We start from the raw sequence: 12,360 nt of genomic DNA on the forward strand, positions 1-12,360 counted from the left end.
GTAGTCAAACAATTAAAGTTATTTAATATTTCTAATATATTAAAATTATAGGTACTGTTATGATTCTTCCTGTAATCTTAGCTGGTGGCTCAGGTTCCAGACTGTGGCCCTTATCAAGACAACTTTTCCCCAAACAATTTCTCACCTTACACGGAAATTTGTCAATGCTTCAGACCACAGCCAAGCGGTTGGAGCATATTGAACATCAGCCACCATTGATTATTTGTAATCAGGAACATCGTTTCTCGGTTGCTGAGCAATTGCGTTCGGCAGGTTGTAAGCATAGCGGTATTTTATTGGAACCTATGGGGAAAAATACTGCTCCGGCAATCGCACTAGCTGCATTTCACTCCTTAAAAAAAGGATCAGATCCTTTGATGTTAGTGCTTGCAGCTGATCATGTGATTAAAAATGAACAGGCATTTTGTGAAACTGTGAGGCAAGCGATTAGTAGTGCTGAAGCCGGCAAACTCGTGACCTTTGGTATCGTACCAACATGTGCTGAAACTGGATACGGTTACATAAAGCGCGGCAAGGCACTTGGTAGTCATTCGGTTTTTGAAGTCGCTCAGTTTGTTGAAAAGCCGGATTTTGAAACCGCAGAAGGTTATTTAGCCAGTGGTCAGTTTTACTGGAACAGTGGCATGTTTCTTATTAAAGCTAGCCGATATCTGGAAGAACTTAAGCGATTTTCTGCGGATATTTATGATGCTTGTGAGGCAGCGGTTAACGAAACTAATGAAGACGTTGATTTTATTCGTATCAGCAGTGAAGCGTTTAGTAAGTGTCCTGAAGACTCTATTGACTATGCTGTGATGGAAAAAACAGAGGATGCAGTGGTTGTGCCCATGGATTGCCAGTGGAGCGATGTTGGTAGTTGGGCCGCTTTGTGGGATATCAGTGACAAAGATGATTCCGGAAATGCCTGTAAAGGTGACGTCATCTCCATAAATTGCTCTAACTCCTATTTCCATACACAAGAAAAAATGATTGCTGCGATTGGGCTGGATGACGTCGTCGTGGTTGATACGAAAGACGCAACTTTAGTCGCGAAAAAATCAGATGTTCAGTTAGTGAAGAAAATTGTAGAACAACTGAAATCCGAAGGTCGTAGCCAGTGGAAGCATCACCGAGAGGTATACCGCCCTTGGGGCAAATATGATTCGGTAGATAACGGCGAACGATTTCAGGTAAAACGTATCACTGTTAAGCCCGGTGCAAAGCTGTCAGTTCAAATGCACCACCACAGAGCTGAGCACTGGGTGGTCGTAAGTGGTACTGCTAAGGTGACTATTGACGGTAAAGATCAGTACCTAACTGAGAACGAGTCAGTTTATATTCCTATTACCGCAGTACATGCGTTGGAAAACCCCGGGAAAGTTCCATTGGAACTTGTTGAAGTACAGTCAGGTTCTTATCTCGGGGAAGATGATATTGTACGTTTTGAAGACAAATATGGACGTTGTTAACTGATGCTGTATTCAAACCATGTGATTTCTGACAGCAATATTGCTTTTGGCACAAGCGGAGCTCGGGGACTGGTCGTCGATTTTACTCCAGATGTTTGTGCGGCCTTTACTCACGCATTTATTGCAGTAGCACTTCGTTCTTTCCAGTTCGATAAAATTGCAATTGCCATTGATAATAGACCGAGTAGTTATGCTATGGCTCAGGCTTGTGCTATGGCTGCAAAGCAATCAGGTATCGAAACAGTGTTTTACGGCGTCGTACCAACCCCCGCGCTGGCGTATCAGTCGATGAGCGAGGGTATTCCTGCGGTTATGGTGACTGGCAGTCACATACCATTTGACCGTAATGGCTTAAAATTCTACCGGCCTGATGGCGAAATCACCAAAGCCGATGAAAAAGCAATTTTAGAAGCAGATGTTTCATTTGAATCTTTGTCAGACTTACCAACTCTTGTCGTTTCCGACGAAGCTAAATTGGCTTATCTAAATCGATATAAGGTATTTGCAAATCCTGTAATTGCCGGTAAGCGGGTAGGAATATACGAACACTCCAGCGCTGGTCGGGATTTGTATCGGGAGCTATTTTCTGATTTAGGTGCTGAGGTCATTTCGCTTGGTCGCAGCGAAGAGTTCGTTCCTATCGATACTGAAGCTGTTTCAGAAGAGGATAGGGTCAGAGCAAGAGATTGGGTTGCTCAATATGACTTAGATTTGCTGTTTTCGACCGATGGAGACGGAGACCGTCCGTTATTGGCTGGTGAAGATGGTGAATGGCTGCGTGGCGATGTGCTCGGAATTTTATGTGCGCAAGCTTTAGGTATTGAAGCCTTGGCAGTACCTGTCAGTTGTAATACAGCGATTGAACAATGTGGCTCATTTAAAGAAGTTCAGCGAACTCGCATTGGTTCGCCATACGTGATTGATGCATTTACCGACTTAAATTCTCGTTTTAAAAACGTAGCAGGATTCGAGGCAAATGGCGGATTCTTATTAGGATCTGACGTTACATTGAACGATAAGCAGATCAAAGCACTTCCTACGCGAGATGCTTTGCTTCCTGTACTGGCAGTATTAAGTCTTGCCAACAACGGCATTGTGCCTTTAGTTCAACAATTGCCACAACGATTCACTGCGTCCGATCGGATCAAGAATTTCGCTACAGATAAAAGTAAGGCAATGATAGCCCAAGCTATTAAGGCTCCTGTTGAGTTTATGGAGAAGCTAGGTTTTTCATCCGTTTTAGTTGATTCTGTGAATACTGTGGATGGTTTTAGGATCAGTTTGGGAAATGGTGACGTTATCCATTTAAGACCATCAGGTAATGCACCTGAACTCAGATGCTATGCTGAATCCGATACTACGGACTCAGCTCAACTGCTGGTAAGCAAGACGTTAACGCAGCTACAAGTGCTAGATTAAGTGGATTGATTTCCCTACCTTGCAGCATAATGGCCGGTAAGTATTTCTTGCCGGCCATTTGCATTTTGGGGCCAGCATTACGGAAATGATATGAGTGTTGATTTATTAGTCGTCGGTGCTGGCGGTCAGATAGGAACTTGTTTGTGCGAGCAAGCTCAGCTTCTTGGTGTGTCATTCATTGGGATGTTTCACGAACAGCTTGATATCTGTGATGAAGCAAAATTGTCAGCGCAGATAAGCAACTATAAGCCGAAGTGTATTATTAATGCCGCAGCTTATACCCAGGTTGATAAGGCTGAATCTGACCAAGCGGTGGCTTACGCTACCAATGTTCAAGGCGTTATCCACCTAGCCAAGAGCGCGAATGCAGTTGGTGCTATCTTAATTCACCTTTCAACAGACTATGTTTTCGATGGTCTGAAGGCTGGTGCTTATCTCGAGTCAGATCAAACAAATCCATTATCCGTTTATGGCAGTTCAAAGCAGGCCGGCGAATTAGTTATCGAAGAGTATTGCCCACGCTATCTTATCGTTCGGACCGGATGGGTTTTTGGAGAACATGGCAATAATTTTGTTAATACCATGCTGAAATTGGCCTCTAAGCGAACAGCCTTAAATGTCGTTGCAGACCAAGTCGGTGGACCAACCTATGCAGGGGATATTGCCTCGACTTTGCTGAATATGATTCAACAGGCGATGACCCCTCAGTTCTGCAACTGGGGGGCATATCACTACGCTGGGATACCCCATATAAGTTGGTTTGAGTTCGCATCGGAGATCTTTTCTCGTGCGATGCAGCAAGGGTTACTTACTCAAATGCCGGAATTAAAGCCAATCGGTTCCGCTGAGTATGTCTCAGCGGCTAAACGCCCTGCAAATTCACGATTAGACTGCACTAAAATCAAGTCAGTATTTAATATTCCTCCATGTGACTGGAAGGCTGCTTTGGCAGATTTATCGCCATACATGCCTACATAACGCGTGTATTTCTCTATAAAGAAGAGACGTTAAATGAAAGGTATTATTCTTGCCGGTGGCAATGGCAGCCGCTTACATCCCGCTACCTTGGGTGTCAACAAACAACTGCTGCCTGTCTACGATAAGCCTCTGATTTACTACCCACTGACTACCTTGATGCTCTCCGGCATCCGAGAGATATTAATCATCTGTACCCCTGCTGACTTAAGTACTTATCAACGAATTTTGGGTGATGGAAGTCAGTGGGGCATACGACTTGAATATGCGTTACAGCCCAGTCCTGATGGTATCGCTCAGGCCTTTATCATTGGTGAATCTTTTATCGGAGCTGACTCTGTATGCCTCATCCTAGGGGATAATATTTTCCACGGGCACGGGTTAAGCAAAACATTACAGGAAGCGGCGAACCGGAAGGTGGGGGCAACGGTATTTGGATATTATGTCCAGGATCCTGAACGATATGGGGTCGTTGAATTTGATAAAGCTGGCGTGGCAATTTCTGTTGAAGAAAAGCCTTTGAAGCCTAAGTCCAATTACGTTGTGACTGGGCTTTATTTTTATGACAATGATGTCGTGGATATCGCCAAAGGTATCAAGCCTTCTGCTCGCGGTGAACTTGAAATAACGGATATCAACAATGCCTACCTTAAACGCGGTAAACTACGGGTTGAAAAGCTCAGTCGTGGTGCAGCCTGGTTAGATACAGGTACTCATGATTCATTACTTGATGCCGCCATTTTTATTCGTGTGCTGGAAAAGCGCCAAGGGCAAAAAGTTGCTTCACCAGAAGAAACTGCTTACCGCATGGGATTTATCGACAGAACACAATTGGAAGTCTTGGCCATGCCACTTTTAAAAAGTGGTTACGGGGCTTATTTAATGCGAATAGTACAAGAGAGTGAATGGGATAACACATGAAAGTTGTTGAGACCAACATCCCAGATGTAAAAATAATCGAGCCTCAGATTTTTGGCGATACTCGGGGTTCTTTCATGGAATCCTGGCGAGAAGATTGGTTTAACCAAAATGTATGTGAACGCTATTTTGTTCAGGATAACCATTCAAAATCCTATCGGGGTACCTTACGCGGCCTTCACTATCAAACAGAAAATACTCAGGGCAAATTGGCTCGTGTCGTAGTTGGTGAAGTGTTTGATGTCGCAGTAGATATGCGTAAGACATCGGCTACATTTGGTCAGTGGGTCGGCGTGTTACTTTCTGCAGAAAACAAACGGCAGTTATGGGTGCCGGAAGGGTTCGCACACGGGTTCTATGTGACCACTGAAACAGCAGAATGTCTTTACCGCTGTACTGACTACTACAATCCACAAGCGGAGCACTCTGTGCGATGGAACGATCCTGAACTTGCTATTAAATGGCCTTTGCTCAACGGCGAAATGCCGTCATTATCTCTAAAAGATAAAGATGCTCAGTGGTTTAAAAATGCCGTTGCATTTTGAGCAATAATAAGTTCTAGGACTCGTATATGAAAAGATTACTGATCACAGGTGGTGCGGGTTTTATTGGGGCTAATTTTGTTCATTATTGGTTTGCTCATCATCCAAACGATTACATCGTAGTCCTCGACGCATTAACGTATGCGGGAAACTTGGACACATTGCAGCCGTTCGTCGCTAACCCACATTTTCGTTTTGTGAAAGGTAATATTTGCGATACTGCGCTGGTTGAGGGACTGATGCGTGAAGAGCAGATAAACACTGTTGTTCACTTTGCCGCAGAGTCGCATGTAGATAGATCCATTATGGGGCCTGATACCTTTATTGATACCAATGTGATTGGTACACACAGCTTGTTAAAAGCAGCTCGTAATGTATGGCTATCCGATCCGAAAAGTCCGTTACCCCATCGTTTTCATCACATTTCAACCGATGAAGTATATGGCTCTCTTACTTCAGCTGAATTGCCTTTTACGGAAGACTCTCCCTGTAAACCCAATTCACCGTATGCGGCATCTAAAGCAGCATCAGATCATTTGGTGCGTGCTTACCACCATACCTACGGATTACAGGTAACGGTGACTAACTGCTCTAACAACTACGGTTATTACCAATATCCGGAAAAACTCATCCCCTTGTGTTTGACCAATATTCTGCAAGGCAAACCTTTGCCCATTTATGGTGATGGAAAACAGGTTCGTGACTGGCTATTTGTAGAAGATCATTGCCGAGGAATAGAGCTAGTACTTACCTCCGGAACCGTTGGCGAAACTTACAATATCGGTGGTGTAAATGAATGGCAGAACATTGATATTGTGACTTTGTTGTGTGAGTTAATGGACGCTGAGTTTGTCGCTAATCCCACACTTGTTGAGCGTTATCCTGATTCTCCTTGTGCTAAAGGTCTGACTGCGAGAACACTCATTACCCATGTAAAAGACCGTGCCGGACATGATCGCCGTTATGCTGTGGATTGCTCAAAAATTGAAACCGAACTCGGGTTTAAACCACTAGAAACCTTTGAAACAGGTATTCGAAAAACCATTCTCTGGTATTTGGATAATCAACAATGGGTCGACAATGTGGAAAATAGCGAATACCAGAATTGGATAGCTCAGCAGTATGAAAATCGCGGATAACGCAAAAATGAATTGTGTAATTTTTATTGAAATTATTAAGGTGTAATCCTCACCAAAACCAACAGAATCCCTTTATTGCTGGAGACAAATTTAAGTGAAAGAACGGAAATTTTTTGGTACCGATGGTATTCGTGGCAAAGTCGGTGCAGGCAAACTGACCCCAGAGCTTGCGCTCAAATTAGGTTGGGCTGCAGGCCGAGTGTTATCCCGCATAGGTACTAAAAAGATATTAATAGGTAAGGATACCCGAATTTCAGGCTATATGTTTGAGTCAGCACTTGAGGCCGGCTTATGTGCAGCAGGGCTTGATGTCATGCTAATGGGGCCCATGCCAACACCCGCAGTCGCATATCTTACACGGACTTTTCGTGCTGAAGCAGGAATTGTCATTAGTGCGTCACATAACCCTTATTATGACAATGGCATCAAGTTTTTCTCTGCTGATGGCACCAAGCTTGATGATCAGCTGGAATTGGATATTGAAGCGGAACTTGAGCGTCCGATAGATTGTGTCGAATCAAAACTTTTGGGGAAAGTTTCGCGTATCACTGATGCTGCAGGACGCTACATCGAATACTGCAAAGGTCATTTCCCATCTTCGCATTCTCTTGAAGGGCTGAAGATGGTGATTGATTGTGCTCATGGTGCAACGTATCACATCGCTCCCAGTGTCTTTCGAGAATTAGGTGCAGAGGTTATCGTGATTGGTGCAGAGCCAAATGGCACCAATATTAACGACCAAGTTGGCGCAACCTCTATGGGTGCCATTTGTAAAGCAGTTGTCGATAATCAAGCCGATCTCGGTATTGCATTAGATGGCGACGGTGACCGAATTATGATGGTGACTAAAGACGGTCAAGTCGTTGATGGTGATCAGATCCTCTATATATTAGCCAGTGACGCATATCACCGGGGCATGTTATCTGGTGGCGTAGTTGGCACTCAAATGTCAAATTTAGGTCTGGAACTGGCGCTTAAGGAATTAAATATTCCATTTGCTCGGGCGAAGGTTGGTGACCGTTATGTAATGGAGCTTCTCGCTGAAAAAGGTTGGCGTATCGGTGGTGAGAATTCCGGCCATATTGTGAATTTAGATCACTGCACTACCGGCGATGGTATTGTGGCTGGTATCCAAGTCCTTGCCGCAATGCAGCGCAGACAAGTGACATTAGAGCAGTTGATAGAACCCATCACTCTGTTGCCTCAGGTGCTAATTAATGTGCGCTTTAACGGGGATAAAAATCCATTACAACAAGATGCCGTTAAGCAATCAGTTGCTGCAGTGGAAGAGCAGCTTGGTGATTCAGGGCGCGTGTTACTGCGAAAATCTGGTACCGAGCCACTGTTGCGCGTTATGGTTGAGGGCGAAGATAAAGGGAAAGTACAACAATTTGCTCAGCAGATTTGTGATGTTGTCAAATTGGCTGTGTGATTAACCAATGGAATTTGGTTGTTTATAGCACAATGTTTACTGGCATTTCCCAACATCAAAATCTCAACTGATAACAATTTGGTGAGATACGCCCTTAGGATATCTGTGGGGAAATGTTGGTGAGATAATTGATGTTCAAGCCCAGATAAAACATCTATAAAAAATCGCGGCTGACTTGAAAGTTAGCCGCGATTTTTTATGCCATCACCTTATGCAGGCTGTGCCATACAGCCTTCACGCATCAACTTACTGAACGCCAGACCATCCTGCCGCGATGCATTGGCCACATACGGCGCATACACGTTAAACAATAACTTTGTATCACTGTGTCCCAACATCTGCGAGATATAGAGTGGGTTCTCATGCGCCGCAATATGCAGCACGGCAGCTGTATGCCGGGTTTCATACGGGCGCCGACGAATGAGATTTGCCTTCTTCAGTGTCGGATACCACAGTTTGGTACTGACAAAATGGGTGTCGAGTGGTTTTCCCTGGTGAGTAAACACAAACTTGGCATCGCCGCGCTGGCGCTCCTTCAACCGTGTGAACACATCAAAAAGTGTGTCGCACATCCTCAGATCCCGCCGGGACTTGGGGGTCTTCACATCCCCGAGTTCTCCGTTCACTAAATTCTGCCGAATGCGGATCAAACGATGGTCAAAATCTATGTGTTCCCACTGAAGACCATGTATCTCGCAGCTGCGCATCCCGGTCCAGAAACGCACGATAAAATAATCACGCCATTCAATCTCAACGGTATCCAGAAACTTTTGTACTTCCACAATCGTCATCGGGTGTGAATCCGCGCGTTCCTCTTTCAGGGCTTTGTAACGCCGGAGCGGGTAGGTGAACTGATGCTCTTCTGCCGCAAGGCTTAAAATTGCCACCAAAGGCCAGAGGATGCCATTAATGCGACGGTTAGACAGTTTGCGCTGCCCGTATTGGTCCTGCTCAGTCATCAATTCTTCACGAAAATAATCCACCTGAGCCAGAGTAATTTCCGAGATCAACGTATTGCCAAATTTGGGCATGAGATAGCGGTCGAGAGTATTGCGTACGGTGCTCTCGTAGCTGCTTTTCCACTTGGCTTTCTGCCGCTCAAACCATTCATTGGCATAGGTATCAAAGAACGGATGCAGGCGGTCAGGATGCTTTTCTCGTTGCAGGGATTCAAACAAGGCCACTTTTTTACTGCGGGGAAAATAATCACGGTACTGGAAGGTACCAAGATCGATTTCCGCATTCATCTGCTTCAGTGTCGCTTTGGCTTGGTTAAGATTCTTGGGGGTTGCCATCATTTTCGTACCTTCACGAAAACGACGACCAAACAAATGAAGATCGAACTGAATACGTCCGTTCGGGCGCACGCGAATATGAGCCATCATGGCCTCCATCAAATAGATCTGTCCCTCTCCGATGGATTTCGCTAAGATCGCGCCATCGGCTGTGGGTGGTTTAAAGGTCACTGCAGCCGGTACGGGGTAGGGTGGTTGCAGCCACTCTGCCCCAACTGCTTCTTCGATTTTCTAACAGCATAACTATTGGTGAAAATCTCACCTACCATATTACTCACTACTGGATCTATGTCCAGTGGTTTTTATCAGTATCACTCCTTTTTTATCCGCTATTATTCCAACGGTTATAAGCTACAGCGTGTGTTGGAACGGGCAACTGGCTAATTCGCAATCTTCATATGCATCAGTATGAATGTGAGTACGTACTAGCACCTGACATGCTGATTTCTCTGCGCCAAGCTTAAGCATTGAGAAATATCAATAGCCTTGGCTTCTTACGCCGAATTGCCTTTGGATTGATGCGCTGAGCATGACGACCCACTTGTTATAATTTCGATGAATGGTCTTATCTTTAGGGTCGTAATCCAAGCCATCTGAGCGGACATACTTGATTGAATATGTGTTGGCGGTGTACGGGATAGTGATCTCGGCATAGTGCTTTGAACGGACCAGGATCGACGCTTTAATTTCATTCGAACCACTGATTACCGGCGTCCATCCTCGCGCTTTGCACGCATTGACGGCTCCCCCACCTCGCTACGCGCCGACTTAACTCGGGAAGGAAGGGGATTCTTAATTAAGCCACAAAATCTAGCACTGGCGAGGGATTAACCTCTGCTGCATTAGCAGTTAGCGCCGGATTAAAGGTAGTATTAAGCAACGTGCCGACCGTCAGTCGGACTACTACGTTCTGTCGCAACGCGACCGGACGTAGATACTTCAACGCATCAGGCGGAATGAAGGTATTTTCCAACATTTTGTCATTGTGGTGATATTTGTTCAGTTGGTTGGTAGCACCAACATTATCTCGAACCCCGACATAACCGCAGTGGCGGCAATGATAGGTGCGACCTGTGGGTTTGTGGCGTTTGCCGCACACAGGACAAAATTGCGATGTGAACGATTCATTCTGCGTCTTCAGCGTGACGCCTTTAAGCCGACCTTTGTACGCAAGGTAGTTGTAGAGTTGGCCAAGTGGGTTGCCGCTGTTCATTTGATTGGTACGGCGAGAGCCTTTTTTCTTTTGCCTCGCGCCGCGAGACATCTCTGTGATGTCACCAACAACCAGTGTTCCCGCTTCACGCTCAACGCAAAACTCAATCATCCGGTTAGCGGTGTGGTGCAGCAGGTTATGCACCCGTTGGCGGTATTTTGCCAACATTCTGGCTTTGACTATCCGCAACTTGCTATTGCGGCGAGAGCCTTTCTTGGTTTTGGATAGCAACTCTGAATAAATAGCCAGCTTGCGATTTTTACCTTGTATCAGCGACCGAAGTCCCCGACCAACAATACCAAGCGATTTCACACCGTCGGTCATGACGGTGGTGTGAATAACGCCCATATCGCCAGCCACCACGTTTAACCCTGCTGACAATGGTTCAACTACTTCGTTGCTGAGCGTTATACGTAGCTCACGGAATCCCAGCTCGGCCGCCACAATTTTACCCATTGGCAGATTAGTTGGCAGTTTCACCTGTAGTTTCTGGCCAGCTTTACCGTTCGAGAGGCTTAAGCGATTGCCCTGGCGCTTAATGGCACTGGCTTTCCACATCACCACCTGGAATTTCTTCTTGTCGCGCCACGGATGAGAGTGTAAAAAAATCTGTGTAAGTGGCATTCTTCCCATGAACTTTAAAGGAATGACGAATGCCAATATCAGACCAGCTTATCGATCAGTTATTAGCTGACTACCAATCCCCTGAAGACTTGCTTGGTGAGCAAGGTATCTTGAAGCAGTTGACCAAAAAGCTTGCCGAACGTGCGCTTGAAGCCGAGATGGAGCAGCATCTTGGTTATGCCAAACATGATGCGGCGAGTAAAATTACTGGCAACTCCCGTAACGGTAAACGCAGTAAAAAACTGTACGCACTATTCACGGCTGTTAACTTGTACTCAAAATTGATCCGCCATTTGCGCCGTCATGTGACCAATCTAGGATAACTTAACCTATTGATATGCATTCATTGATGGTGAGATCTGTGGATCAGTTCCACATGCAAAATATGGGTTGAATTGGCTCAATTTTGAACGCAATTTAACACGTATTGTTCCTATCAGTGAGCGAGCGTGTGAATGGCTGGTATTTTACCTGAGTAAGCTGCGCCCTATGATCAGTTTTATTGGTTCAGGTGGGGTATTCTTGCCAATAATGGCACTCGCATACGGGCTAATCAGTTGTCAGAGATGGCGGTAAGATATGTCAGGTTGTCGGGGATCAAAAGGGCGGGAGCTTGCCATTTATTTCGACCTGCCACGGCGACCACCATGCTAGACAATGGCGCATAGTTGCGTTATGTACAAGAAATGTTAGGCCATGCGAGCATACTGACAACTCAAATATACACTCATGTTTCCGCGCCAAATTGACTGAAGTGTATGTCTCGACACATCCATCGGCCTTAAGTGGGCAACGATTGTTCGGGGAGCGAAAGAGCGATTAGCACTGGATGCGAGTTGAGGGTGTTTAGCAATTATTGAAATGTACGATAAATAGCGTACAATAAAGGGATGGTATGGGTTTTAAAGATGCAAAGCGACAACTGCTGGAATGTCTTGCCTCTGGCAATATTCTTCACGAACAGCGAAACGACATTGATATCAAGAACCTGCTGGCTACCGGACAAATTTCGGTAGGGGATGTGAGCGATATCATGGGGCGGGTAAGAGGCAATTGCTATGAGTCCAGTCCTCATCATGTAGTCAGTGATATCGAGGTTCATATAGTAAAAACCGTGCATCAAAGCGTTCACTGGTACATTAAATGGTACTTTGTTGAACCCAATAGTGTGTTTATCGGGTCGCGCGGAAAACCTCGCCGTTCAGGACGAGGATGAATAGCGCAACGGCGAAGCCGTTTTGAGGGCTACGTCGGAGTTTGTTGCTGCTCAATATACTGCCGGATGATCTCAATTGGTGCACCACCACAACTGCCCGCAAAATAACTGGGAGACC

General features: G+C 45.5%; 13 protein-coding genes. 10 read left to right on the forward strand and 3 right to left on the reverse strand.

The genetic code is table 11. The features are described from left to right. Positions 1-59: 59 nt before the first annotated feature. The 7 genes from J3L11_RS17705 to glmM all read left to right on the forward strand — a co-directional run bounded on the left by J3L11_RS17705 (position 60) and on the right by glmM (position 7,894). Positions 60-1,469, forward strand: a complete 1,410-nt coding sequence (locus tag J3L11_RS17705; RefSeq protein WP_207571828.1) for a mannose-1-phosphate guanylyltransferase/mannose-6-phosphate isomerase — start codon at positions 60-62, stop codon at positions 1,467-1,469. A 3-nt stretch (positions 1,470-1,472) separates the two neighbouring features. Beyond that, positions 1,473-2,888, forward strand: a complete 1,416-nt coding sequence (locus J3L11_RS17710; RefSeq protein ID WP_207571829.1) for a phosphomannomutase — start codon at positions 1,473-1,475, stop codon at positions 2,886-2,888. Positions 2,889-2,978: 90 nt separating this feature from the next. Then, entirely contained in the window at positions 2,979-3,866 is an 888-nt protein-coding gene (rfbD, locus tag J3L11_RS17715) for a dTDP-4-dehydrorhamnose reductase (protein ID WP_207571830.1), read from the forward strand. 33 nt (positions 3,867-3,899) lie between these two features. After that, positions 3,900-4,784 (forward strand): glucose-1-phosphate thymidylyltransferase RfbA, encoded by an 885-nt coding sequence (gene rfbA / locus J3L11_RS17720; RefSeq protein ID WP_207571831.1) that lies wholly within the window; start codon positions 3,900-3,902, stop codon positions 4,782-4,784. After that, the gene (rfbC, locus tag J3L11_RS17725; protein WP_207571832.1) at positions 4,781-5,326 is read left to right on the forward strand and encodes a dTDP-4-dehydrorhamnose 3,5-epimerase; all 546 of its coding nucleotides are present in this window, start codon (positions 4,781-4,783) and stop codon (positions 5,324-5,326) included. The genes rfbA and rfbC overlap by 4 nt, the downstream gene beginning before the upstream one ends. A gap of 26 nt (positions 5,327-5,352) precedes the next feature. Beyond that, on the forward strand, positions 5,353-6,462 hold the full coding sequence (gene rfbB, locus J3L11_RS17730; RefSeq protein WP_207571833.1) for a dTDP-glucose 4,6-dehydratase: 1,110 nt from the start codon (positions 5,353-5,355) through the stop codon (positions 6,460-6,462). Between the two features lie 94 nt (positions 6,463-6,556). Further along, entirely contained in the window at positions 6,557-7,894 is a 1,338-nt protein-coding gene (glmM, locus tag J3L11_RS17735) for a phosphoglucosamine mutase (RefSeq protein ID WP_207571834.1), read from the forward strand. Positions 7,895-8,103: 209 nt separating this feature from the next. Here the strand turns inward: glmM and J3L11_RS17740 are convergent, their stop codons facing one another. Next, entirely contained in the window at positions 8,104-9,279 is a 1,176-nt protein-coding gene (locus J3L11_RS17740) for a DUF3596 domain-containing protein (RefSeq protein WP_242695323.1), read from the reverse strand. A 706-nt stretch (positions 9,280-9,985) separates the two neighbouring features. Then, positions 9,986-10,960, reverse strand: coding sequence for an RNA-guided endonuclease TnpB family protein (locus J3L11_RS17745; RefSeq protein ID WP_207571835.1), 975 nt, complete (start codon positions 10,958-10,960; stop codon positions 9,986-9,988). Positions 10,961-11,055: 95 nt separating this feature from the next. Here J3L11_RS17745 and J3L11_RS17750 point away from each other — a divergent pair, with 95 nt between their 5' ends. From J3L11_RS17750 to J3L11_RS17760, 3 genes are all read left to right on the forward strand, one after another. Beyond that, positions 11,056-11,349, forward strand: a complete 294-nt coding sequence (locus J3L11_RS17750) for a transposase (RefSeq protein ID WP_278250754.1) — start codon at positions 11,056-11,058, stop codon at positions 11,347-11,349. A gap of 363 nt (positions 11,350-11,712) precedes the next feature. Beyond that, entirely contained in the window at positions 11,713-11,775 is a 63-nt protein-coding gene (locus J3L11_RS19420) for a hypothetical protein (RefSeq protein WP_242695325.1), read from the forward strand. A 146-nt stretch (positions 11,776-11,921) separates the two neighbouring features. Further along, positions 11,922-12,242, forward strand: a complete 321-nt coding sequence (locus tag J3L11_RS17760; protein ID WP_207571836.1) for a hypothetical protein — start codon at positions 11,922-11,924, stop codon at positions 12,240-12,242. A 29-nt stretch (positions 12,243-12,271) separates the two neighbouring features. Here the strand turns inward: J3L11_RS17760 and J3L11_RS17765 are convergent. Next, a partial coding sequence (locus J3L11_RS17765) for a transposase (RefSeq protein WP_207570623.1) occupies positions 12,272-12,360 on the reverse strand: 89 nt, incomplete at its 5' end.

It is taken from the genome of Shewanella sp. 4t3-1-2LB (assembly GCF_017368415.1).
In the GTDB taxonomy this organism is placed as follows: Bacteria; Pseudomonadota; Gammaproteobacteria; order Enterobacterales; family Shewanellaceae; genus Shewanella; species Shewanella fodinae.

Coding starts and splice junctions, on each gene's coding strand:
- J3L11_RS17705 (WP_207571828.1), top strand. CDS start 60: ATGATTCTTCCTGTAATCTTAGCTGGTGGCTCAGGTTCCAGACTGTGG.
- J3L11_RS17710 (WP_207571829.1), top strand. CDS start 1,473: ATGCTGTATTCAAACCATGTGATTTCTGACAGCAATATTGCTTTTGGC.
- rfbD (WP_207571830.1), top strand. CDS start 2,979: ATGAGTGTTGATTTATTAGTCGTCGGTGCTGGCGGTCAGATAGGAACT.
- rfbA (WP_207571831.1), top strand. CDS start 3,900: ATGAAAGGTATTATTCTTGCCGGTGGCAATGGCAGCCGCTTACATCCC.
- rfbC (WP_207571832.1), top strand. CDS start 4,781: ATGAAAGTTGTTGAGACCAACATCCCAGATGTAAAAATAATCGAGCCT.
- rfbB (WP_207571833.1), top strand. CDS start 5,353: ATGAAAAGATTACTGATCACAGGTGGTGCGGGTTTTATTGGGGCTAAT.
- J3L11_RS17740 (WP_242695323.1), bottom strand. CDS start 9,279: ATGATGGCTCATATTCGCGTGCGCCCGAACGGACGTATTCAGTTCGAT.
- J3L11_RS17745 (WP_207571835.1), bottom strand. CDS start 10,960: ATGTGGAAAGCCAGTGCCATTAAGCGCCAGGGCAATCGCTTAAGCCTC.
- J3L11_RS17750 (WP_278250754.1), top strand. CDS start 11,056: ATGCCAATATCAGACCAGCTTATCGATCAGTTATTAGCTGACTACCAA.
- J3L11_RS17760 (WP_207571836.1), top strand. CDS start 11,922: ATGGGTTTTAAAGATGCAAAGCGACAACTGCTGGAATGTCTTGCCTCT.